The organism is Mycetocola sp. Y442, from assembly GCF_056898615.1.
This window is the reverse complement of the sequence record NZ_JBXHBV010000002.1, coordinates 892,789-916,054: the sequence shown is the minus strand read 5'-3', so window position 1 is coordinate 916,054 and position 23,266 is coordinate 892,789. Positions and strand designations below refer to the sequence as shown.

22 protein-coding genes are annotated in these 23,266 nt (G+C 65.6%); 5 read left to right on the top strand and 17 right to left on the bottom strand.

Features of this window, described 5'->3' with window-relative positions:
- Positions 1-42: 42 nt before the first annotated feature.
- Both AC1X6S_RS10820 and AC1X6S_RS10815 read right to left on the bottom strand, forming a co-directional pair.
- Positions 43-2,271: a heavy metal translocating P-type ATPase gene (locus AC1X6S_RS10820; protein WP_483405744.1), complete on the bottom strand. Its 2,229-nt coding sequence runs from the start codon at positions 2,269-2,271 to the stop codon at positions 43-45.
- 31 nt (positions 2,272-2,302) lie between these two features.
- A complete protein-coding gene (locus tag AC1X6S_RS10815; protein WP_483405743.1) occupies positions 2,303-3,262 on the bottom strand; it encodes a helix-turn-helix transcriptional regulator in 960 nt (319 codons plus the stop codon).
- 62 nt (positions 3,263-3,324) lie between these two features.
- On the opposite strand from AC1X6S_RS10815, the gene AC1X6S_RS10810 reads away from it, so the two are divergent.
- Together AC1X6S_RS10810 and AC1X6S_RS10805 are read left to right on the top strand one after the other, a co-directional pair.
- Positions 3,325-4,374: an ATP-binding cassette domain-containing protein gene (locus tag AC1X6S_RS10810; RefSeq protein WP_483405742.1), complete on the top strand. Its 1,050-nt coding sequence runs from the start codon at positions 3,325-3,327 to the stop codon at positions 4,372-4,374.
- Positions 4,371-5,159, top strand: a complete 789-nt coding sequence (locus AC1X6S_RS10805) for an ABC transporter permease (RefSeq protein WP_483405741.1) — start codon at positions 4,371-4,373, stop codon at positions 5,157-5,159. Before AC1X6S_RS10810 ends, AC1X6S_RS10805 begins: the two co-directional genes overlap by 4 nt.
- Positions 5,160-5,214: 55 nt before the next feature.
- Here AC1X6S_RS10805 and AC1X6S_RS10800 read toward each other — a convergent pair whose 3' ends face one another.
- The 5 genes from AC1X6S_RS10800 to AC1X6S_RS10780 form a co-directional block, all read right to left on the bottom strand.
- Positions 5,215-6,075 (bottom strand): aldehyde dehydrogenase family protein, encoded by an 861-nt coding sequence (locus tag AC1X6S_RS10800; protein ID WP_483405740.1) that lies wholly within the window; start codon positions 6,073-6,075, stop codon positions 5,215-5,217.
- Positions 6,072-7,634, bottom strand: coding sequence for an aldehyde dehydrogenase family protein (locus tag AC1X6S_RS10795; protein ID WP_483405739.1), 1,563 nt, complete (start codon positions 7,632-7,634; stop codon positions 6,072-6,074). Before AC1X6S_RS10795 ends, AC1X6S_RS10800 begins: the two co-directional genes overlap by 4 nt.
- Positions 7,635-7,643: 9 nt before the next feature.
- Positions 7,644-8,654 carry a deoxyribose-phosphate aldolase gene (gene deoC / locus AC1X6S_RS10790; protein ID WP_483405738.1) on the bottom strand — a complete coding sequence of 337 codons (1,011 nt, stop codon included), beginning with the start codon at positions 8,652-8,654 and terminating at the stop codon, positions 7,644-7,646.
- Between the two features lie 85 nt (positions 8,655-8,739).
- Positions 8,740-9,696, bottom strand: coding sequence for a sugar-binding transcriptional regulator (locus AC1X6S_RS10785; protein ID WP_483405737.1), 957 nt, complete (start codon positions 9,694-9,696; stop codon positions 8,740-8,742).
- 216 nt (positions 9,697-9,912) lie between these two features.
- Positions 9,913-11,118, bottom strand: coding sequence for an MFS transporter (locus tag AC1X6S_RS10780; RefSeq protein ID WP_483405905.1), 1,206 nt, complete (start codon positions 11,116-11,118; stop codon positions 9,913-9,915).
- A gap of 66 nt (positions 11,119-11,184) precedes the next feature.
- Here AC1X6S_RS10780 and AC1X6S_RS10775 point away from each other — a divergent pair, with 66 nt between their 5' ends.
- Positions 11,185-11,862 (top strand): maleylpyruvate isomerase family mycothiol-dependent enzyme, encoded by a 678-nt coding sequence (locus tag AC1X6S_RS10775; RefSeq protein ID WP_483405736.1) that lies wholly within the window; start codon positions 11,185-11,187, stop codon positions 11,860-11,862.
- Between the two features lie 33 nt (positions 11,863-11,895).
- Here the strand turns inward: AC1X6S_RS10775 and AC1X6S_RS10770 are convergent, their stop codons facing one another.
- Genes AC1X6S_RS10770 through truB form a run of 4 tightly spaced genes read right to left on the bottom strand, consistent with a single transcriptional unit; the run spans position 11,896 to position 14,715 of the window.
- Positions 11,896-12,825 (bottom strand): bifunctional riboflavin kinase/FAD synthetase, encoded by a 930-nt coding sequence (locus AC1X6S_RS10770; RefSeq protein ID WP_483405904.1) that lies wholly within the window; start codon positions 12,823-12,825, stop codon positions 11,896-11,898.
- A complete protein-coding gene (locus AC1X6S_RS10765; protein ID WP_483405735.1) occupies positions 12,822-13,286 on the bottom strand; it encodes a hypothetical protein in 465 nt (154 codons plus the stop codon). The genes AC1X6S_RS10770 and AC1X6S_RS10765 overlap by 4 nt, the downstream gene beginning before the upstream one ends.
- Positions 13,287-13,333: 47 nt before the next feature.
- Complete coding sequence (locus AC1X6S_RS10760) at positions 13,334-13,702, bottom strand: hypothetical protein (RefSeq protein WP_483405734.1); 369 nt, start codon at positions 13,700-13,702, stop codon at positions 13,334-13,336.
- Positions 13,699-14,715, bottom strand: coding sequence for a tRNA pseudouridine(55) synthase TruB (truB, locus tag AC1X6S_RS10755; protein WP_483405903.1), 1,017 nt, complete (start codon positions 14,713-14,715; stop codon positions 13,699-13,701). Before truB ends, AC1X6S_RS10760 begins: the two co-directional genes overlap by 4 nt.
- Before the next feature lie 31 nt (positions 14,716-14,746).
- Between truB and AC1X6S_RS10750 the strand changes: the two genes are divergently transcribed.
- Positions 14,747-15,796 carry a ketopantoate reductase family protein gene (locus AC1X6S_RS10750; RefSeq protein WP_483405733.1) on the top strand — a complete coding sequence of 350 codons (1,050 nt, stop codon included), beginning with the start codon at positions 14,747-14,749 and terminating at the stop codon, positions 15,794-15,796.
- Positions 15,797-15,802: 6 nt separating this feature from the next.
- On the opposite strand, the gene AC1X6S_RS10745 is transcribed toward AC1X6S_RS10750, so the two are convergent.
- Positions 15,803-16,477 carry a nucleoside/nucleotide kinase family protein gene (locus tag AC1X6S_RS10745; protein WP_483405732.1) on the bottom strand — a complete coding sequence of 225 codons (675 nt, stop codon included), beginning with the start codon at positions 16,475-16,477 and terminating at the stop codon, positions 15,803-15,805.
- Between the two features lie 137 nt (positions 16,478-16,614).
- On the opposite strand from AC1X6S_RS10745, the gene AC1X6S_RS10740 reads away from it, so the two are divergent.
- The gene (locus AC1X6S_RS10740; RefSeq protein ID WP_483405902.1) at positions 16,615-17,487 is read left to right on the top strand and encodes an HhH-GPD family protein; all 873 of its coding nucleotides are present in this window, start codon (positions 16,615-16,617) and stop codon (positions 17,485-17,487) included.
- A 44-nt stretch (positions 17,488-17,531) separates the two neighbouring features.
- Here the strand turns inward: AC1X6S_RS10740 and rbfA are convergent, their stop codons facing one another.
- From rbfA to AC1X6S_RS10715, 5 genes are all read right to left on the bottom strand, one after another.
- Positions 17,532-17,969, bottom strand: coding sequence for a 30S ribosome-binding factor RbfA (gene rbfA, locus AC1X6S_RS10735; protein ID WP_108390532.1), 438 nt, complete (start codon positions 17,967-17,969; stop codon positions 17,532-17,534).
- A 98-nt stretch (positions 17,970-18,067) separates the two neighbouring features.
- Positions 18,068-20,899 carry a translation initiation factor IF-2 gene (gene infB / locus AC1X6S_RS10730; protein WP_483405731.1) on the bottom strand — a complete coding sequence of 944 codons (2,832 nt, stop codon included), beginning with the start codon at positions 20,897-20,899 and terminating at the stop codon, positions 18,068-18,070.
- 83 nt (positions 20,900-20,982) lie between these two features.
- Complete coding sequence (locus AC1X6S_RS10725; RefSeq protein ID WP_108390530.1) at positions 20,983-21,243, bottom strand: YlxR family protein; 261 nt, start codon at positions 21,241-21,243, stop codon at positions 20,983-20,985.
- 107 nt (positions 21,244-21,350) lie between these two features.
- The gene (gene nusA / locus AC1X6S_RS10720; protein WP_483405730.1) at positions 21,351-22,337 is read right to left on the bottom strand and encodes a transcription termination factor NusA; all 987 of its coding nucleotides are present in this window, start codon (positions 22,335-22,337) and stop codon (positions 21,351-21,353) included.
- Positions 22,338-22,459: 122 nt separating this feature from the next.
- Entirely contained in the window at positions 22,460-23,158 is a 699-nt protein-coding gene (locus AC1X6S_RS10715) for a hypothetical protein (protein WP_483405729.1), read from the bottom strand.
- Between the last annotated feature and the right edge of the window lie 108 nt (positions 23,159-23,266).

The window sequence follows — 23,266 nt, the reverse complement described above, 5'->3', positions numbered from 1 at the left end:
CCCACACGGCGGGCGCTCGCTCATTCTACGCCATGGAAGAGGTCAGCGTGGTGTGAATGAGCGCAGTCTGAGACTGTTGAGCACCACGAATACGCTCGAGAACGCCATGGCGGCGCCGGCGATGATCGGGTTGAGCAGCCCGAAAGCGGCGAGCGGGAGCGCAGCGACGTTGTAGGCGAACGCCCAGAACAGGTTGCCGTGGATGATAGCGAGCGTTTTTCGCGACAACTCGACGGCGTCGGCAACGCTTCCGAGGTCGGAGCGGACGAGCGTGATATCTGACGCCGAGATCGCGGCATCCGTCCCGGAACCCATCGCGATACCGAGGTCAGCCGTCGCGAGCGCTGCCGCGTCGTTCACGCCATCGCCGACCATCGCAACACTGTGGCCATCGCCCTGGATGCGCCGGATCTCGTCGACCTTTTGTTCGGGAAGCACGCCGGCGACGACACGGTCGATGCCGACCTCACCGGCGACGACCCGGGCGGCGCGCTCGTTGTCACCGGTCAGCAGGACGATGCTGAGTCCGAGCCGGCGCAGGCGCTCGACGGCGGCACGCGCTCCCGGCTTGACCGTGTCGGCCACCTCCAGCACACCTCGAACCTCGCCATCCCAGCCGACCACAACCGCTGTCGATCCCGCGGATTCCGCCGCGGTGATGGCATCCGCAAGCCCATCGGGCACCGTGCAACCGTGGTCGGCGGCAAAGGCAGGCCGCCCGACGACGACATCGAACCCGTCAACGGTTCCCGTCACGCCGAGTCCCGCTGCGCTACGGAAGTCGGACACCGCCGGCGCCGCCGCACGATGTCCATCGGTGCCCATGAGGTCCACTGCCCCGGCGACGATCGCACGGGCGACCGGATGCTCCGACGCGGCTTCGAGCGACGCCGCACGGCGGAGCGCGGTTTGGTCGGTCGCCGTCACACGGGTCAGCGTCATCGTTCCCGTCGTGACAGTGCCCGTCTTGTCGAGCACGACCGTGTCGATTCGGCGCGCCCGCTCGAGCGCTTCAGGGCCTGTGATGAGAATGCCCGACTGCGCACCGCGACTGGTGCCGACGAGAAGTGCAACGGGGGTGGCGAGGCCGAGGGCGCAGGGGCACGCGATGATGAGCACGGCAACCGCCGCGGTGAATCCCGACGAGAGCGGGTTACCGGCGAGCACCCACCCCGCGAACACAGCAACGGCGAGGGCGATGACGATGGGTACGAAGACCGCCGAGATCCGGTCGGCCAGCCGCTGGGCCTGCCCCTTTCCCAGCTGGGCGGCTTCGACGAGGCGCGCCATCTGGGCGAGCCGCGTCTCGCTTCCGACCCGGGTCGCCCGAACGACGAGCCGCCCACCGCCGGCGATCGTGCCACCGGTCACCGCGTCGCCCGGCGCCACCTCGACGGGGACCGATTCTCCCGTGAGCATGCTGACATCGACGGCGGCAGAGCCGGACTCGACGATGCCGTCCGTGGCGATCGTCTCACCGGGACGGACGACAAACCGATCGCCGGTCGTGAGTTCGCCGATCGGGATCGTGGATTCCTGCGATCCGGACGGTCCGGAACGCAGCACCGTCACATCTTTCGCTCCCAATTCGAGCAGTGACCGGAGCGCATGCCCTGCCGCACGCCGAGAGCGCTGCTCGATGTACCGACCGAGGAGAAGGAAGACGGTGACTCCGGCGGCCACCTCGAGATAGATGGTTCCCGACGGGTCGGCGTCCGGGGTGAACAGGCTGAACTCGTGCGTCGCTCCGGGCATTCCAGCCATGCCGAAGAACAGCGCCCAGAGCGACCAGAGGAATGCGGCCCCCGTGCCGAGCGTGATGAGGGTGTCCATGGTGAGCGTGCCATGGCGGAGGTTCAGCCAGGTCGCCCGATGGAAGGGGTATCCGCCCCAGATCACAACCGGGGCGGCGAGCGCGAGCGACACCCACTGCCAGTTCACGAACTGCCAGGCCGGAACCATCGCCAGCACCACGACGGGAAGCGTGAGGACAGCGCTCACGATAAGCCTGGTGCGAAGGGATGCCGGCTCCGCGCGGGCGGCAGGCTCGGCGAGCGGATGCTCTGGCACCAGCGTGGCCCCGTAGCCGGCGGACTCAACCGCCGTGACCAGCTGCTCGGCGGACACCGTGGCCGGAAAGTGGACGCTGGCTCGCTCCGTGGCGAGGTTGACCTCGGCGGTCACGCCGTCCAGCCGGGACAGGCGTTTTTCCACGCGAGCGACGCAACTGGCACAGGTCATCCCCGAAATTTCGAGCGTTGCAGTCTTCACTCTTCCACGGTACCCCTAGGGGGTATTGCGTTCAAGTTGCCCGCAGCATCCGCGTCCCCGCTTCCCGGACGAACTCAGCAAACTCGTCATTTCCCTCGATCCGGTACTCGACGCCGCGCTCAACCCAGGCGAGCGCACTGATCAGCTCTTCGAACGACCCACCGCCTATAGGCCAGCGGGTATGGGCGTCGTCAACCGCTTCGGCTCCGTCCGACCATGGCCCGAACCGGGCGCGCATCTGCTCCATGGGAAGGTCCATCACGACGTCGGCGTACAGTCGAGGTTCGGCCAGCTGCGAAACCGCGACCTGAATGAACTCGGCGGCGTCTTCGGCGGGGAGCTCACGAGCGTCGAACCGTACACGGGTGTCGAAGAACCTGCTGATCCTGTCGATGCGGAATGTGCGCCAGTCTGCCCGGGTGACGTCCCAGGCCACGAGAAACCAGTGGCGGGACGACGACACTATCGAGTGCGGCTCGACGAGCCGGTCGGTCTGTGAGCCATCACGCGCTTCATAGTGAAACCGGATGCGGTCCTGATCGCGGCACACCAGGGCGAGCTGGCCGAGGAGTTCGGCCGAAACCTGCGGGGCGTCGCGGCGTAGAGGCTGCACATGAGCCGACAGCGCGTTCACCCGCCTGCGCAGCTCGACCGGGAGCAGGTGCTCGAGTTTGGCGAGCGCGGTCAGCGCCGTGACTTCGCCGCCGGCAATGCCCTCGGTTGCATACGCCCGCAGCCCGATCGCCATGGCGACGGCTTCCTCGTCGGTGAGCAACAGGGGCGGGAGTTCCGGGCCGGCCTCAAGCTGATAGCCGCCGATCGACCCCCGCGTCGCTGTCACCCGATAGCCGAGAGAACGCAGCCTGTCGATATCGCGGCGGAGGGTGCGCGCCGTCACCCCGAGGCGCTGGATGAGATCGGAGCTTGGCCAGTGCCGGTGGGTCTGCAGGAGGGCGAGAAGCTCAAGAGCCCGAGACGTGGTTGCTGACATAGTCTCATTGTCGACTTTTATCAGGACAGAAAGTGGCCGCATTCGTTTTTAGTCTCGGTGTCATGACACGAGACATCATGATTAGCGCACGGGGGCTCAGCAAAGAGTTCACCGTGAAGAAGAACATCACCGCCGCGGTGACCGACCTCACGATCGACGTCGAACGCGGTGAACTCGTCGCATTCCTCGGGCCGAACGGCGCGGGCAAGTCGACGAGCCTGAGGATGCTGACGACCCTGCTGCCGCCGACGAGGGGCACAGCAACCGTTGCCGGGTTCGACATCTCCACCCAGAGTTCCCGGGTGCGGTCGCGCATCGGATACATCGGCCAGGGCAACAGCGCCGGCCACAACCACCGGGTGCGGGACGAACTGCTCAACCAGGGAGCCTTCTATGGCATGCCGAGAGCGGCAACGGTGGAGCGGGCCGACGAGCTCATCGAATCACTCGGACTCGGCGGCCTGGAGAAGAGACCGGTGCTCGGCTTGTCCGGTGGCCAGAAACGCCGACTCGACATCGCTCTCGGGCTCGTGCACTCCCCCGAACTGTTGTTCCTCGACGAACCCTCGACGGGACTGGATCCGCAGAGTCGCGCCAATCTCTGGCAGCACATCCTGACCCTGCGACGCCAGCATGGCACCACGATCTTTGTGACCACCCACTATCTCGAGGAAGCGGACCAGTTCGCCGAGCGGGTCCTGGTGATGGACTCGGGACGGATGATCGCCGACGACACGGCTCCCGCACTGAAATCACGGTTGGCCGGGGACGTTCTGAGCATCGGGCTCGGCTCTGCCGCCGATGCCGCGCGAACAGCCGATCTCGTCTCAGCGTCGCTCCCGAACGCCCGGCCTGACCGGGCAGCGCACGATGAGCGCGTGCTCGACATCACCCTCGAACGTGGAGACGAAGTGCTTCCGCGTCTTCTTCGTGACCTCGACGCCGCGGGCATTTCCGTGCGCACGGCAGCCCTCCGCCAGCCAACGCTCGATGACGTCTTCCTCGCCCTCACCGGCCGAAGCCTCCGCGATGACAGCACATCCGGCCCCGGCTCCGCCAACTCGCCCAACTCCACGACTCCCCCACCCGAGAACGCAGAGGTTCGATCATGACCGCTTTCACAGCAACACGCACCGTCCGCGAGACACACCTTCCGCGCGACACCTGGAACGTGCTCTGGAGGGAACTCCAACCGCTCCTGCACGATCCGTTCTCACTCATCTTCAGCCTGGTGCAGCCCGTCATCTTCCTCGGGCTGTTCGGGCCGCTGCTCATCGGGTCATCGGGAGACCCCGCTCCCGAGGTCCTCGCCTGGTTTGTGCCCGGCATCCTCGTCATGGTCGCCCTCTTCGGCGCGAGCGCGACTGGATCGAACCTGCTGTATGAGATGCAGACGGGCTCGCACGAACGCACGCTCGTCGCCCCCATCGCCCGCTCGTCACTTCTCATCGGGCGGGCGCTCAAAGAAATGGTGCCCATCACGGTGCAGGTCGCGGTCATCGCGTTCGTGACCATTCCGTTCGGGTTCCGGCCCGGCATCCCGGGAATGCTCCTGACGCTCGTTCTGCTCGCCATCTTCGGCATTGGTCTCGGAGCGCTCAGCTACGCGCTCGCCCTCGCGAGCCGGAAGTCCGACTGGATGTTCTGGGTCGTACAGCAGGCGCTGATCTTCCCGCTGATGATCCTGTCCGGGATGCTGCTTCCCCTTGAACAGGGACCCGAGTGGATGCGAGTGGCCGCGTCGGTCAATCCGATCAGCCACATCGTCGGTGCCAGTCGGGCGTTACTCGCCGGTGACCTCGGAGCGCCTGTCGTGTTCGGTGGGTTCGCTGCGGCTCTTGCGCTCGCGGCTGTCGGACTCTGGGTCGGGATCACCGCGATGAAGAAGAGCCACTGACAGCACGCAGCAGGGCCGCCCCTTTCGGAGCGGCCCTGCTTGCTTTGCGCTGAGACTAGATCAGGCTCTTGGTGTGCCAGACGGTCTTCGTCTCGGTCAGCGCCGTGATCCGGTCGAGGCTCGGCGCCGCGGCATCCGAACCGTTCTCGGGTCGAAGCACCCGCATGAGCGTCTCAGCGGCGGCGATCTCGAGGTCGATCCAATCGAGGTCTCCCGCGCCGGTGAGGTCGAGCGCGTTGACGTCGGCGTGCGACGCGAGCCACGGGGTGATCTCGGCGGGCGAGCCCGTGAGGATGTTGACGACACCACCGGGGACGTCGCTGGTCGCGAGGACCTCGGAGAGGCTGATCGCCGAGAGCGGCAGCGCTTCTGACGCGATCACGACGACCGTGTTGCCTGCGACAAGCGCCGGGGCCACCACGCTGACCAAACCGAGAAGCGATGTGCCCTGTGGAGCAACAATCGCCACAACTCCGGTGGGCTCAGGAACCGAGAGGTTGAAGTACGGGCCAGAGACCGGGTTGGCGTTTCCGGCGACCTGGACGTACTTGTCTGCCCAGCCGGCGTACCAGACCCAGCGGTCGATGGCTTCGTCGACCTGAGCGGTCGCGGCCTCGGTCGAGACGCCCTCGGATTGCTCGATCTCGTCGATGAACTGCACGCGGCGCCCCTCGAGCAGTTCCGCGATGCGGTAGAGCACCTGGCCGCGGTTGTACGGTGTCGCGCCTGACCAGCCGGACAGCGCGCTGCGTGCGGCAACGACGGCGTCGCGGGCATCCTTGCGGGATGCTTTCGCGGCGTTGGCGAGGAAGACGCCGTCTTTCGAGGTCACCTCGTAGGTGCGGCCGGACTCCGAGCGGGGAAACTTCCCGCCGATGTAGAGCTTGTAGGTCTTGGGAACGGCGAGGCGGCTCATTTGGTGCCCTTCTGTGTCGTTGCATCCGTAGCATCCGTAGCATCCGTTGTAAGCGTTGCATCGGATGCTGCGGCAGTCGTGGTGAGGTCGGCGGCGGGAGCCGACGTGACCTGGCGGGCCGAACCGGCGGGCTTGAGGTAGGCACCGAGCCCGTGCCGTCCGCCCTCACGGCCGTACCCGGATTCCTTGTAGCCGCCGAACGGGCTCGCCGGGTCGAACTTGTTGAAGGTGTTCGCCCAGATCACCCCGGCTCGGAGCTTGTCCGCGACAGCGAGAATGCGACTGCCCTTGTCGCTCCAGATGCCGGCGGAGAGACCGTACGGCGTGTTGTTCGCCTTGGCGATCGCTTCGGCGGGGGTGCGGAACGTCATCACGCTCAGCACGGGTCCGAAGATCTCCTCGCGGGCAATCCTGTGGCTCGTCGAGACATTGGTGAAGATCGTCGGCGCGAACCAGAAGCCCTCAGACGGAAGCACGCAGTCGGGGCTCCACCGTTCGGCGCCCTCGGCCACCCCCACATCGGTCAGTGTGCGGATCCGATCGAGCTGCGCGGCCGAGTTGACGGCACCGATGTCGGTGTTCTTGTCGAGCGGGTCGCCGAGACGCAGGGTCGACAGCCTCTCCTTGAGCCGGTCGACGACCTCGTCGTGAATGTTCTCCTGCACGAGGAGCCGTGAGCCCGCGCAGCAGACGTGACCCTGGTTGAAGAAGATGCCGTTGACGATGCCCTCGATGGCCTGGTCGATCGGCGCATCGTCGAAGACGATGTTGGCGGCCTTTCCACCGAGTTCGAGAGTGACGCGCTTGTCGGTTCCGGCGATTGCGCGGGCGATGCCGCGGCCGACGTTCGTCGAACCGGTGAACGCGATCTTGTTCACGTCGGGGTGGTTGACCAGGGCTGCCCCCGTCGAGCCAGCGCCGGTGATGATGTTGACGACACCGGCTGGCAGGTCTGCCTGCTGCAGGATCTCGGCGAACAGCAACGCGGTGAGCGAGGTGGTCTCAGCTGGCTTCAGCACGACGGTATTGCCCGCGGCGAGCGCAGGCGCGATCTTCCAGGCGAGCATGAGCAGCGGGAAGTTCCACGGAATGATCTGGCCGGCGACGCCGAGCGATGCGGGGTTGGGTCCGACACCGGCGTGATCGAGCTTGTCCGCCCAGCCTGCGTAGTAGAAGAACCACGCTGCAACGAGCGGCACATCGACGTCGCGGCTCTCCTTGATCGGCTTGCCGTTGTCGAGGCTTTCAGCAACGGCGAGTTCACGGGCCCGCTCCTGGACGAGCCGCGCGATGCGGAACAGGTACTTGCCCCTGTCTGCGCCCGACATCCGTGACCAGACGTTGTCGTATGCGGCACGAGCGGCCGCGACCGCTCGATCGACATCAGAGTCGTCGGCAGAAGCAAGAGTGGTGATTGTCTTTTCGGTCGCCGGTGAGATGGTCGTGAACGGGGTGCCGCTTCCGCTCACGAACTCGCCGTTGATGAAGAGGCCGTATTCACTCTTCAGGTTGAGGATCGCCGTCGACTCGGGGGCCGGTGCGTAGTCCAAAAAACTCATTGAAAATCCTTAATCGATTGTGACGTAGTCGGCGCCGGAGTAGTGCCCCGTGGACATCTTCTGCCGCTGGAGCAGAACGTCATTGAGCAGGCTCGACGCGCCGAAGCGGAAGAGGTGCGGTTGCAGCCATTCCTCACCGACGGTTTCGGCAACGGTGACGAGGTACTTGATGGCGTCCTTCGAGGTGCGGATGCCGCCAGCCGGCTTGACGCCGATTTTCTCGCCGGTGAGGCGGTGCCAGTCGCGCACCACTTCGAGCATGAGGAGGGTGACCGGAAGCGTCGCCGCCGGAGCCACCTTGCCCGTGGACGTCTTGATGAAATCGCCACCGGCGAGGATGGCGAGCCACGATGCCCGGCGAACGTTGTCGTAGGTGTTGAGTTCTCCGGTCTCGAGGATCACCTTGAGGTGCGCGTAGCTGCCGTCTGAGCGCCGGCAGGCTTCCTTGACGGCGACGATCTCGTCGAACACCTGGCCGTAACGACCGGAGAGGAACGCACCCCTGTCGATGACCATGTCGATCTCGTCGGCGCCAGCGTCAACGGCATCCGCTGTATCGCTGAGCTTGATGGCGAGCGATGCGCGGCCGGACGGGAATGCGGTTGCGACAGCGGCGACATTGATTCCGGAGTCGGTACCGCGAGCGTGGTGCGATCCAAGCGCCTCAACGGCATACGGCACCATGTCTCCATAGACACACACAGCGGCAACCCGGGGCGTCGACGGATCTGATGCGTCCGGGGTGATCGCCTTGGCGACGAGGGAACGCACCTTCCCTGGAGTATCGGCACCCTCGAGAGTGGTGAGGTCGATGAGCCCGATGGTCGTGTCGAGCGCCCACTTCTTGGAGCTGGTCTTGATTGAGCGTGTGCCGAGTCCGGCAGCGCGCTGCTCGAGGCCGACCGCGTCGACCCCGGGAATTCCCTCGAGGTAGCGACGGAGATTCGCGTCGGTCATCGGCCCGTCGAAGAGCTCGAGGGCTGTTGCTCGCGGAACAACAGCCTGTCTGGTTTCGGTCATGCGTGGATCCTCCTGCATAAGTGTGTTCGGGTCGAGAAGTCGTTGGGCACTGTGCCGGGGGCGCAGCGCCTGGTGCATATGAGCGTCAGCTGCCGGCGTCGAGCAGGGCGAGCGCTGTTGCCTCGTCGGTGACGAGCACCGTACACAGTCCGCTCGTGACCACGGCGCGCGCGACGGCGATCTTGCCAGCGCCGGCGATCACCGCGATGCTCGTCGCCGCACTGCGTAGCGTGGCCAGGCTCAGGCCGACAGTTCGCTCGTCGAGCGACGGGTCGACGATCATGCCGGCCGCATCGATGTAGCGCCCGACGACATCGCCGACAGCGCCTCGGCGCACGAGTTCGTCCACGTCGTTCGGTGTCAGGTACCCGCTGTCGACGAGCGCGGAGTCGTGGCCGGCCACGCCGGCGCTGTAGAGGTACGCAGCTGCGCCAGCCGCCATCGCGAGCACTCCACCGACCGTGCGATCGGCCTCGATGGACCGTTTGGTCTCGAGCCGCTCCAGGATGGCCGGGCTCGGAAGTAGGGTGGCCTGACCGGAGGCCTTGCGGGCGATCTCGAACGCGGTGGCTGCCGCTGTTCCGGCTCGCTGGTTCACGCTCACCCCGCCGTTGATCTGCACGACGTTCACGCCGGTGGCCCAGCCGTCACTGAGGTGTTCGGCAACATCATGGAGGGTTCGGCCCCAGCTCACGCCGAGGACCCTGGGCACGGGGCGGAGACTCGCGAGATAGTCGGCTGCGGCTTGAGCGGCGCGTGCGCGAAGATCGTCGGCGCTGTTCGTCCCCGCCGATGGGACGACTATGGCGTCGTCGAGACCAAAGCGTTCGCGAAGACTGCGCTCGAGCGTCAGCTTGCGCGCCCGGGGGTGGACGATCTCGATGCGAATGAAGCCCTTTTCCTTGGCGGAGGCAAGCAGCCGCCCGACCTTCCACCTGGTGAGCTTGAGAATCGCGCCGACCTCGTCCTGGGTCTTGTTCTCGTCGTAGTACAGCTCGGCCGCGCGGATGGACAGCAGCTCGTCGTTGTCGATGGTTTCCACCGCTTCCCCTGACGTTCGTTGCTCTGCCGGCACGGACCCTCCCGACACGGACATTGCCAGCCCGCCAACCCCCAGACTAAATCCCGACAGTGCTCAAAACAACACAGGTAGTGATTTCTGCTCATATGAGCACGATGCGAGGATTACCCCGGCGGATGTTGGGTGCTGGCAATGACGCCGGCACAGGTCACGCCGGTGCAGGTCACGCGGGTCCGGTCACGCGCCGTCCTCGATGGTGCGGTCCCTGGCCACGATCGCCCCGGCGAAGACTCCAATGAACGCGACACCGATCAGGATGACCAGCGGAACGGTCCAGCCGTCGGTCACATCGTGCGTAATGCCGACGACGAGCGGGCCAAGCGCGCCGAGGACATAGCCGACGCCCTGGACGAAACTCGACAGGGCTATCGCTCCGTCGTGGGTTCTTGTCCGCACGTTGATGAGCACCAGCGCGAGCGGGAACAGGAGCGGCCCAAGACCGATGAGCACCACCCAGGCGAGAGGCGCGACGGTGGGAAGGATCAGGAGTCCCGCATAACCGGCCACGAGGCATCCGATGGCCACATAGACCAGGAGTGCGACGTTTTTCATGCGAACGGCGAGGATCGGAATCAGCAGCCCGGCCGGAAAACCCATGAAGGCGAAGACCGACAGCCACACTCCCGCTGTCGCGTCGCTCACACCGACGATGTCGTGGAGAAGGCTCGGCAACCAGGCGAACATCGCATACGCATTGAGTGACGAGAGGCCAAAGATGACGGCCAGGGACCAGGCCAGCGGAGAACGCCAGAGTCGGCCAACCACCTCGGTCCGCGCGGGTTCGATGCGCGGTGACGGCGGGGTACGCCTGGCATGGAGGTTGAGGACGAGCCACGGAACGAGGGCGACGACGCTCACCCCTGCCCACATGGCGAGTGAGATCCGCCACCCCGCGCTATCGGCGACGGGAACGGCGATCAGCGGTGGGATGAGTGTCGAAACGGACAGCATTGTGACATACACCGTCGTCATCAGTGCGATCCGGTCGGGGAAATACTTCTTCACGATCGGTGGCAGAAGTACGTTGCCGAGCCCGAGGCCGGCGAAGGTCACCGCGCTGCCGATCACGAACGTCAGGACGTCACCGGCGATACCGCGGATCAGATGCCCCACGAGAATCGCGGCGAGCGCGAGGATGAGCACGACCTCGAGCCGACTGCGGCGGACGAGGGCCGGGGTGATGATCCCGAAGAGCGCGAAGCACACCGGCGGCATTGCACCGAGCAGGCCGACGATGAGGGGGTCGAGAGGAAGGTCCTCCGAGATGCGGCCGATGATGGGCGACAGCGCCCCGACCGCGGTCCTGAGGTTTGCGGCGACGAGAATGATGCCGATAAACGCGAGAGTCCTGCCGGCGAGCAGCGGACGGTTCGCGTTCGACATCACGGCCCAAGTGTATGGGCGGTGCGCTTCTCGACCGACGACGCCCGCCGCGCGTACCCTGTACTCATGTCTGCCTCCCGATCACGCCAGGAACCGTCAACGCCCTCCAGGGGAATCGAGATTGCGGAGGCTCTTGCCATCGTGGGCGACGGCCTCGATACCCTCACCGCAGTGCAGTGGGCAAGCCCGAGTCTCTGCGAGGGCTGGAGCGTCAAGGACACCATCGCTCATCTGGTCTGGCGGATCGGCACGCCATCGATGCGACTGGCCGGCGACATTGTCCGGGCATCCGTCGCCGGGCGCCACGCAAACCCGATGGAGTCGTTCGATGACATCGCACGCGGGATTGCCGACTCGGGCGGCACAGACGAGTTGCGCCGGGAGTTGCGCGCGATCGCCGCCGAGAAGGCACAGGGACACGGACGCACGAACGCCGGCGAACTTCTCGAGGTCGTCGTGCACGGCTACGACGCCCTGCACCCCCTGGACATCCGGCTCCCGTTCGCACCGGCAACGACCCACCGGGTAGCGACGGCCAGCGCGCTGAAGGCACCGAGGCGAGTGCGCGCGGTCATCAGGCACCGCACTCTCGTCGCAGAGGACGCCGGGTGGAAGATCGGGCACGGATCGGAGATCATCGCGGATGCCGCGAGCGTCATCCTGTTCCTCAACGGCCGCAAGGCCATGCAGCCGCCGGGACGGGAACGCCTCCTGGCACCCGCTCCGACGCCAGGGCTTGCCTGAGCCGTCAGAATTGGCCCGAGGCGCCCAGAGCCGTCAGGAAAGCAGTAGCCTGACCCGCTCGACGTCGTCTGCCATCTGCACGATGAGCGGATCGATGCCGGTGAAGGCGACCTGGCCGCGGATGCGGTCGACGAACTGCACCTCGACCACCTGGTCGTACAGGTCGATGTCCTCGTCAAGCACGTACGCTTCGACCTGCTTCTGCGGCACACCGTCGAACGTCGGGTTGTTGCCAACCGAAATCGCGGCGGGGAACCGTCGTGAGCCCACTCGCAGCCAGCCGGCGTAAACACCGTCCGCGGGGATCAGGCCGTCCGAGTCCGGCGAAAGGTTGGCCGTCGGGTACCCGAGTTCACGTCCGCGCTTGGCCCCGTGCACGACGACTCCGCGAACGGCGGGGTCGTGTCCGAGCAGCCGGGAGGCCTCAGCCACCCGCCCCTCCGCGAGCAGCTCACGGATCCAGGTGGATGACACCCGCCTGCCATCGTCGGGAGCAACGTCGGCGATGGTCTCCACGTCGAACCCGTGTCTGGCACCCAGTTCGCGAAGCATGGCGACATCGCCCGCGCCCCTGTGGCCGAACCTGAAGTCGTTGCCAACGAGCACGAGCTTCGCCTTCAGTCCGTCGGTGAGCACCGTCGTGACGAACTCTTCGGGGCTGAGCCACGAGAATTCCCGGTCGAACGGCAGCAGCAGCGCCGCATCGATTCCGGTTTCAGCGAGGAGGTCGAGCTTCTGTTCGTTGCTCACCAGGACGGGCGGTGCCTTTTCCGGGGCGAGCAGGGCAAGCGGATGCCGGTCGAACGTGACGACGACCGAGTTGAGTCCGCGTTCACCTGCGGCCTGTTTCAGCCGCTCGATCACCGCGCGGTGACCCGCGTGTACCCCGTCGAATTTGCCGATGGTGACAGCGGTCGGGCCAAAACCTGCCGGGATGTCGCTGACCCGCCGGAACGTGATCACGCTGCCGCAACCGTCGAACGGCGGGCGGGCCTGTGGCTCGCGAGCCACCACATTCCGAGGGGAGGAAGCACCAGTGGAATGAAGAGGTACCCGGCGCCGAAGTACGACCACACTGTCGCTTCGGGGAACAACTGGGGTTCGAGCACACTGAGCGTCCCGATCGTCAGGACGCCGAGCAGCTCGAATCCGATGGTGAGCCAGGCGATCCGATACCACCCTGACCCGCTGCGAATGAGCGCAATCGTCGCAACGATGTAGACCACGGCGGCGAGTGCCGACAGCGAGTACGCGAGCGGCGCGTCACCGAACCGCTCGGCGATCTGCACGAATGAACGGCCCGTCGCCCCGAGAGCGAGGATCCCGTAGACGACAACGAGAACGCGGCCGATGCCTGAGATACTCCGTCGGGGCGCGAGGGTCGCCCCGGTCCCGGTTGAGACTTGTTCGTTGTGTGATGTCATGACACCGCTAATTCTATTCGCGTTGGGCGGGCAGTCCTCAGTGGGGCTCAGAACGGGAGCGTCGTCCAGATCTGCTGCATCCGGTAGACCATCACCGCGATCGCTAGTGCGACGACGCCGAGGATCACAGTGCTCCACTTGCTGCGGTCCACCAAAGCCCAGAAGCCCGCAGCGGCCGGCAACAGAATCGCCGAAACGAGATAGGTGTAGAACTCGAGGACGCTTCCGACCGGTTCGTTGCCCGTGAACGGTGCGACGATGGCCACGACGAGCTGGGCGATGAGGAGGAGTTCCACGAGCGCGAGCGAGCCCAGGGTGAGGTCACTCGGTTTTTTGCCGGCGAATCCGAGAATCACACAGAGCAGGCCAGCCCCAACCGCTACAGCCACCTGCAGCCAGGTAAACCACTCGATCATGCCCGGGTTTCCCCGTCGCCTGTTGCCTGAGCCGCCGGCTCAGGCGTTGCCTGAGCGTCCTTCGGAGGTGCCACTGCATCGGCCGGGAAGTTGACGGCGCTCTTCGCGACATCCCCCGCGATCTTCACGAGTCCGACCAGCCGTCCGTCAGGGGCGACAGCGGCGGCGAGTGAATCATCACCGAGGGGCCCGGACAATGCGAGCTCAGCGGCTGGAACCTTCTTGCCGTGCCCCAGGTCGATGGCCTGCTGCTCGGTGAGAGCGATGCGGGGAAAGAGAACGGATGCCGCCTCCGCCGGGCCGATGAGGCTCGCTGCGACGTCGAGTTCGTCGAGGCGGGGAGCGTTGTCGACACTGAATGGCCCGATGCGTGTCCGCCGGAGGCTTGTGAGGTGACCGCCGACGCCGAGAGCTGTACCGAGGTCCCTGGCCAGGGCGCGGATGTAGGTTCCCGAGGAGCATTCGACGCGGACCTCGAGGTCCACGATGCCCTCGCCGTCCGTTCGGTTAAGAACGTCGAAGCGTGAGACGGTGACCGGGCGGGACTTGAGCTCGACGGTTTCACCGGCACGGACGAGTGCGTATGCCCGCTTACCGTCGACCTTGATGGCGCTGACGCTCGACGGAACCTGGGAGATACTTCCGGTGAGGTCGGCGACCGCTGACGCGATCGCAGCGTCGGTGACGTTGGAAACGGCATCCGGATCCGCCCGCTCGACCGGTTCGCCCTCGGCGTCATCCGTCGTCGTGGAGATCCCGAGCCTGATCGTCGCGAGGTATTCCTTGTCCTGCCCGACGAGGTAGGTGAGAAGGCGGGTGGATGAGTTGATGCCGAGGATCAGGAGACCGGTCGCCATCGGGTCGAGGGTGCCCGCGTGCCCGACCCGACGGGTGCCCGCGAGTCTCCGGGTGCGCGCGACGACGTCGTGGCTCGTGATCGATTGCGGCTTGTCAACGAGGAGGATGCCGGAGTGCACAGATGGTCCTTTCGTGCCTTGCGGGCGACAGACCATCTTCCCACACGCGGCACCGTAGGCTGAAGGCATGCGTATTGCCGTGATCGGAGCTGGAGCCCTCGGCTCCACCTTCGCGGCACTTCTCGACCGGGCCGGCCACGAGGTCACGCTGGTCGCCCGCGGAGCGCAGCTCGAGGCGGTCAGCGAGAGCGGAATTCATCTGAGCGGCGGGTTCGGCGAGTGGGACACAACGAAGCTCGTCGCCGTCCCGCAACTCACGACCCCCGAAGTGCCCGGTGGGGACTTCGACCTCGCGTTCATCGCCGTCAAAGCGCAGGACACAGCATCCGCCCTCGCCGAACACGGTCAGGCGATCAACGGGACACCGGTGATCGTTGTGCAGAACGGTCTCCACGGTGTCGACACAGTCTCGAAAACACTCGTCGACTCGTCCTGCATCGGTGCGCTGTCCATCGTCGCGGCGTCGTACCTGGAGCCGGGCGCTGTGCGGGTGACCACCCCGGCGACGACGTACGTCGGCAGGGGCACCGGCCAGCCCGACGCCGAGGTCCGGCGGATCGAGGCCGAGCTCGGTGAGGCGTTGCGGTTCACGGCCATCGGTAATTTCGTGGGAGCGCAGTGGACGAAGCTCCTCGTCAACCAGCTCAACGCCCTGCCGGCGATCACTGGCTTGCGCGTGCAGGAGGTCGTTGCCGATCGTTCCCTTCGCATGATCATGACGAGGAGCATGCGGGAGACGGTGCGCGTCGGCGCTGCCACCGGCATCCGTTTCGGGTCGATTCAGGGTCTGGGTGACCTCAGGCTTCGCTTTTTCGCTCGGCTGCCCCTCGCGCTCGGACAGGCATTGCCCGCCCGTTTCGCGGCCAGGATGGGACCGGTCCCCAACCCCGGCTCGACATTGCAGTCGATCAGGCGGGGCCAGCCCACGGAGATCGACTTCCTCAACGGGGCAGTCGTGCGGCAGGCACGCGCGCTCGGGCGTCGCGCCCCGGTCAACGAATCACTGACGGCCCTCGTGCACGAGGTCGAGAAGACCGGGGTCTTCTTCACCCCGCGGCAGGTGGCGGATGCTGTGGCCAGCGTTGTGTCCGGTGCCGAGGCCCGCACCCACGTGTGAGCGGACTCAGCAGCTGTCGAGGAAGACCCGGGCAGGACTGGCTTCAACAGAATTGTTGACCACCGCGGTCGCGCTGGTGCGCGGGTTCGCTTCTCGCTGGTAGAGCTGCTGACCACCGACGTACCTTGCGTTGGACGCGGCCTGAGGGTCCGGATCTGCGCCGAGCGACTCTGCCAGCCGCCGGTACGCCTCCGAGAACGGCACGTCGAGCCAGATCGAATAGTGCCAGAGACCGCGAAGCTCAGGCCGGTGGAGGAAAACACCGTCGACGATGAGCACGGCGTCTTTTGGTCCTGTCACCCATCGAAGCTCTTCACCCGTGTTGCGTTTCTCATCGAAACCCGCGAGCTGGAATCCGGTGCTTCCCGCCAACCGGAACGGCTCGATGAGCACACGGCGAAGCAGCGAGTAGTCGAACGAGTCATGGTAGTAACCCTCAGCGGAGTTCCGTCCCCGCGCGTATCGCTCCTCCCTCGGCCGGTGGAAGTCGTCGACCGAGGCACGGAAGGCGGCCCTGTCCGCTTCACGGAACACATCGGCGAGGTCATCGGCGAACGCCGCAGTGCCGGAGCCCTGGATGCCGTCCACCGCCACAATCGTGCGGCCTGCGGGGTAATTGTGGGTGATCTCTTCTCGCAGGTCACGCAACAGCTCGACCCTGGGTGTCGAAACAAGACTCATCAGTCGAGAATACCTCTGGCCGACCGCATACGCTTGACGGACGTATGTCTGACACTCCCCTCGCCCCGCGTCCCGCGCTGCTGCCGTCCGCCCCGCAGCCGTCGGCCCCGGTGCTGTCCCCGCCGCTGTCGGCCCAGTTGTCTGACTCGGTGCTGTCTGACCGGATCATCGACTGGTTCACCACGAGCGGCCGCGCCCTGCCGTGGCGCGAGCCGGGGTTCCCGGCGTGGGGAATCCTGGTGTCTGAGTTCATGCTGCAGCAGACCCCCGTCGCCCGTGTGATCCCCCGCCTTGCCGAGTGGCTCGAGCGCTGGCCGTCGCCGGGGGCGCTCGCGAGCGTTCCGCCCGGTGAAGCCGTTCGGGCGTGGGCGAACCTCGGCTACCCGCGCCGAGCTCTCTGGCTGCACGCTGCTGCCGTCACGATCGCCGAGCGGCACGATGGGATCGTGCCGCAGGGTGTCGACGATCTCCTCGCCCTGCCAGGGGTCGGTGATTACACCGCGCGAGCCGTGTCGGTGTTCGCGTATGGCCACAGGCATCCGGTCGTCGACACCAATACCAGACGCGTCATCGCGCGCGCGATCGACGGTAACCAGGAGCCCGCTCCCCCGTCGAATGCCCGCGACCTCGCCGCGATGGAGCGGCTGCTGCCGGAAAGCGTCGAGGATGCGAGGGTGTTCAACGCCGGTGCGATGGAGCTCGGTGCGATTGTGTGCACGGCACGGGCGCCGAAGTGCGATGAGTGCCCCATCGCTGATGCCTGCGCCTGGCGTCTCGCGGGCTATCCGGCGTACGAGGGCAAACGAAAGGCAGTGCAGAAGAAATATGAGGGCAGTGACAGGCACGTCCGTGGCCTGATCATGGCCGAGTTGCGTGCGGCACACGTTCCCGTCACACCGGCCGAGATCGAAAGCCTGTGGCCGGATGCCGTTCAGCGCGAACGCGCACTCGCTGGACTCGTCGCCGACGGGCTGGCCGTGAACGCACAAACGGGCTATGTGCTGCCCTGAGGCGGCACACAGCCCGTTTTGCTCGAAGCTCTAGTGTGTTCGGTTTATTCGTCGTCGTCAGCAACCCGTGGTTTGACGTACGGGTCGGGGTCGCCGGCGTATGTCGCCGTGGACTTGAGTGCCTCGATCGATGAGTCGCGTTCGCGGGCCTTGGCGAGGAGCTCGTCCAGGTGCTTGGCGTTCTCCGGGAGGGCGTCGTGGATGAACTCGAGGCTCGGGGTCAGCCGTGCCGTGATGTTCTTGCCGACTTCGCTTCGAAGCATGCCCTTGGCCGCCTCGAGTGCGGCCGCTGAGTCTGCCCGTTCCTCGTCAGAGCCGTAGACCGTGTAGAACACGCTCGCGTGCTGGAGGTCTCCCGTGACGCGGACGTCGGTGATCGTGACGAATCCGAGCCGGGGGTCACGCATTCCACGCTCGATGCGCTTGGCGATGACTTCCTGGATACGGTCGGCCAGTTTACGTGCTCGTGGGTTCTCGCCCATGATCTTCTCCTTCAGCCTTGCCTGCAGTCCCTGTGTCCCTGTGCGGGGACGGAATCGACTGCGGCAGCCCCGAAGAGGCTGCCGCAGTCGAGAGGAGCCTAGACGCGCGGCTTCTCTTTCATCTCTGTCGTCTCGATCTCGTCACCGATCTGGATGTCGTTGAACTTGCCGAGACCGATTCCAGCCTCGAAGTCCGTCCGAACCTCGGTGACGTCGTCCTTGAACCGACGCAGCGATTCGATGGCGAGGTTGTCCCCGAGCACAACACCGTCGCGGATAACGCGAGCTTTCGCGTTCCTCGTGATGGTTCCCGAGCGAACGATGACACCGGCGATGTTGCCGAACTTGGAGGAGCGGAACACCTCGCGGATCTCGGCGACACCGGACTGGACTTCTTCGTACTCGGGCTTGAGCATGCCGGTGAGGCTTGCTTCCACATCGTCGATGGCGTTGTAGATAACCGAGTAGAACCGGATGTCGACGCCTTCGCGCGCGGCACGTTCCCGAGCCTTCGGGTCGGGGCGCACGTTGAAGCCGATGATGATCGCGTTGTCGATGGTCGCCAGGTTGACGTCCGACTCGGTGATCGCACCGACACCGCGGTGGATGATGCGCAGCTGGACACTGTCGTCGATCTCGATCTTGAGCAGCGACTCTTCGAGTGCCTCGACGGCACCGGAGACGTCACCCTTGATGATGAGGTTGAGCGATTCGACCTTGCCCTCTTCGAGAGCGCGGGTGAAGTCCTCAAGGCTGATGCGCTTGCGGGACTTGGCCAGCTGGGCGTTGCGCTCAGCAGCTTCACGCTTCTCAGCGATCTGACGTGCTGTGCGGTCATCGTCAGTGACGAGGAACGTGTCGCCGGCGCGAGGCACCGAAGACAGACCCTGAACCTGGACCGGACGTGACGGGGTGGCGAACTCGACGGCGTCGCCGTTTTCGTCTGCCATCGCACGGACACGGCCGTAAGCGGTACCGGCGACGATCGGGTCTCCGACCTTGAGCGTTCCCGACTGGATGAGCACTGTCGCAACAGCACCGCGTCCCTTGTCGAGCTTCGCTTCGATCGCGACACCACGGGCGTCCTTGTTCGGGTTGGCGCGCATGTCGAGGCCGGCGTCTGCGGTCAACAGCACAGCGTCAAGGAGTTCCTTGATGTTGATGTTGTTGCGCGCTGACACGTCAACGAACATGACGTCTCCACCGTATTCCTCGGCGACGAGTCCGTATTCGGTGAGCTGCTGGCGCACCTTCTGCGGGTTGGCGTCTTCCTTATCGATCTTGTTCACTGCGACCACGATCGGCACGTTTGCTGCCTGTGCGTGGTTGAGTGCCTCAATCGTCTGGGGCATGATGCCGTCGTCGGCCGCGACCACGAGGATCGCGATGTCGGTGACCTGCGCACCACGGGCACGCATGGCGGTGAACGCCTCGTGGCCCGGTGTGTCGATGAAGGTGATGGGGCGTTCGACGCCCTCGTGCTCAGCGACGACCTGGTACGCACCGATGTGCTGCGTGATGCCGCCGGCTTCTCCCGCAACGACGTTGGCGTTACGGATGGCGTCGAGCAGTCGGGTCTTACCGTGGTCGACGTGACCCATGACCGTGACGACGGGCGGGCGGATCTCAAGATCTTCGTCCGTCTCGTCTGCAAGCTCCTGGTCGAGGTCGATCGAGAAGCCTTCGAGAAGCTCGCGGTCCTCTTCCTCGGGGGAAACGATGAGGATCCGGTAGCCGAGCTCTTCACCGAGGATGCCGAAGGTCGCCTCGTCGAGGGACTCGGTAGCCGTCGCCATTTCACCGAGGTGGAACAGCACGGTGACGAGGTTTCCGGGGCTGGCGTCGATCTTGTCGGCGAAGTCCGAAATGGATGCTCCACGGCGAAGACGGACGATGGTCGTTCCATCACCGCGGGGAACACTCACGCCACCAAGCGACGGAGCTTCCCTGAGTTCGAATTCCTGCCTCTTGGCGCGCTTCGACTTGCGTGACTTGCTCTTGCCGCCACCACGACCGAACGCACCGGCGGTTCCACCACCGGGGCCACGGCCACGACCGCCGCCACCTGCGGGGCGGTTGGGGCCGAAGTTCGAGCCTGGAGCACCTGGAGCGCCACCCGGACGCTGGAATCCACCGGCAGCGGGAGCGCCTGGACGCTGGAATCCGCCACCTGCGGGGCGACCTGCGCCACCGGGACGCTGGAATCCGCCGCCGCCGGGACGCTGACCTGCAGCGCCGGGACGCGGAGCACCCGGACGCGGCGAACCGGGTCGGGGTGCCTGCGGGCGAGGAATGTTGCTCGGGGTGGGAGCGGGCCGCTGGCCCATGCCCTGTGCGCTTGCGAACGGGTTGTTACCCGGACGCGGTGTTGCCGGGCGCTGGCCCATGCCCTGTGCGCTCGCGAACGGGTTGTTACCCGGGCGAGGTGCGCCTGGGCGAGGACCGCCCGGTGCTGCTGGCTTGTCTGCAGAGCCGGTCGCGGCGTCAGCCGACGCTTCCGCGGCTGCCGGAGCAGCGGGCAATGGCGTTACTGATGGTGTTGCGGATGCTGCCGGTGCTGCTTCTGCTGCCGGTGCTGCCTCTGCGGCTGGCGCCGGTGCTGCGGGCGCTGCAGGTGTTGCAGGAGCTTCCGTCTTCGCGGCGGGCTCCGCAGCCGGTGCCGGAGCGGCGGCTGCAGGCTTCTTAGCCGGAGCGGGCGTCGGGCGTGAGCCCGGCTTCGCCGAGGTGGCCGGGGCCTTTGCCGCGTCAGGAGCGGAGGGCTTGGCGCCGTCCGCTTCAAGGGCAGCACGAAGCTTCCGTGCAACCGGGGGTTCAATAGTTGATGAGGGCGACTTGACGAATTCGCCCAGTTCCTTCAGTTTCGCAAGGGCTACCTTGCTGTCGACACCGAGTTCAGATGCGATCTCGTGTACGCGTGGTTTTCCAGCCACTATTCTCCTGTCTGGGTCCACCCAGACAGGGCGGACCTTTATTTACGGACGGGTCTCATTTCGAGCCGCTCATTAGTTGTCCATTAGCCGTTCAGCCTGTTCTCTCGTACTGAAATTTCAAGTGCTGCCGTGTCGAGGGACCTCGGCTCACGAAGGGCACGCCCGAAGGCCCGCCGCTTCACTGCGAGTTGGTAACACTGGATTTGCGGATGCAGCCACGCGCCTCGGCCTGGCAGCGACGCGGTGGTGTCCACCACGAGCTGTGAGTCCCTGGCCACGACCCTCACGAGGGAGGATCTCTCGGCACGTACGCGGCATCCGACGCACGTTCTAACGGGTTCCATCCTAGCACTCCCTCAATTCGAAGACGCCCGGCAGCGCGTGGTCGAGCCTCGAGGATAGAATTCGGCCTCTCGACCCGACCAGGCGGCTGATCCGGTCAGCAGCGTATTCAGTCCTCGAGGATCGAGTCCGGCTGGATGTCGATCTTCGCGCCCGTCAGCTTCGCGGCGAGGCGGGCGTTCTGCCCTTCCTTGCCGATAGCGAGGGACAGCTGGTAGTCGGGCACGAGCGCCCTGACAGCCTTAGTGGACTCGTCGATCATGAAAGTGCTCGTGACCTTCGCCGGCGAGAGCGCGTTGGCGACAAACGTAGCCAGGTTCGGCGAGTAGTCGACGATATCGATCTTCTCGGTGCCGAGTTCCTCCGTCACCGCGCGAACCCGTCGTCCGAGCTCGCCGATGCACGCACCCTTGGCATTGACGCTCGGGTCGTTGGCGCGAACGGCGATCTTTGTGCGGTGACCCGCCTCGCGGGCAAGCGACACGATCTCGACGACGCCGGATGCAATCTCAGGGACCTCGAGCGCGAAGAGCTTGCGAACGAGAGACGGGTGGGTACGAGACACGGTGATCTGCGGGCCCTTCATTCCACGGGCAACGCTCGTGACGTAGACCCGGATGCGGGCACCATGCTTGTATTCCTCGCCGGGGACCTGCTCTTCGGGCGGCATGATCGCTTCGATGGTTCCGAGGTCGATGTGCACCATGCGCGGGTTGGGACCCTGCTGCACGACACCTGCGACGATGTCACCTTCGCGGCCTTTGAACTCGCCGAGGATCGCGTCGTCAGCGAGGTCCCTCAGACGCTGGTTGATGACCTGCTTCGCTGCGAAAGCAGCGATGCGGCCGAAGTCCTCAGGGGTCGACTCGGCCTCGCCGATGATATTGCCCTCTTCGTCCTTTTCAGGAATGAGGACAGCGACGTGACCGGTCTTCCGGTCCAGCTCGACGCGGACGTCGGGTTCTGCTTCACCCGGTTCGGTCTGGCTCTTGATGTAGGCGGTACGAATAGCCTGTTCGATGATGCCGATGAGTTCGCCGAGGGGGATTTCCTTCTCCCGCTCCATCATCTTCAGTACGTTGAGATCGATGTCCACCGGGGTACTCCTCTATTCAGCTGCCACCGCCACTTCTGCACTGGCGGATCGATCTTCTAACTTACCCGACGCGCGCGCTTTCCAACACCACGGGGCTGCCTGTGGCCGCGGAGCACATGGTGCTAACAGTCGCTCGAAAAGGCCACGGGAGCATAGATGTTGAAGATTTCATCGTCGATCGCGTGGATTCGAACGCCAGGCCAGAATTCGCCTTCTTCTCCGGCTGGTGGCTCTGCGGTCAGGCCGTCCATGACGACATCCCACCGCTCGCCCTCGTAATCCCAGGTCTCGCTCAGCGCGCCGGGAATCGCCGAAGCCAGCTCTACGAAAGAGCCACCGATCTGTCCGCCGTGCTCGGTCTGGACGACGATCGCGGAGTTGCTCGCGCCCTTTTGGACACCGGCCGCGAAAGTGGCCGCGCTCGAACTATCCCCTTCGACGTGGATGGACATCCCCACCCACGTGTACTCCAACCTCTCCGGCTCGCAGATCTGGTCACCTGGGAAATGTTCCAGGGTGGGCTCAGCGCCAAAGATCCGGGTCAGATCGGCGATGGCTGCTTCCGGAGCGGTGTCGTATCGGAGGAAACTGATCTCATCCCCGCCTGCCGACTGCACGGAGAGCCCGTCAGCACCGATGACAACGACACTCTCGAGGGGAGCATCGGGGGTGTCCGTCGGCGTCGGCGTCACGGTCGGCGTCTCTGACGGCGATGCCGTCGCGGCCGGTTCCCGTGGCGGAGTTGGCGGAGCCGCGCAACCCGCTGCGCCGAAAAGTAGCGCTACTGTCAGTGCCGCAAGCGTGCGCGCCCGAACCGTCATGGTTACCCGTCTCGTCCAGCGAGAACGAGACTCTCGCCACTGGTCAGAACCTACTGGACAGTTCGCTGCTCAGTGCTGGCGGTCCGATCACAGATGCGTTACGAAAGC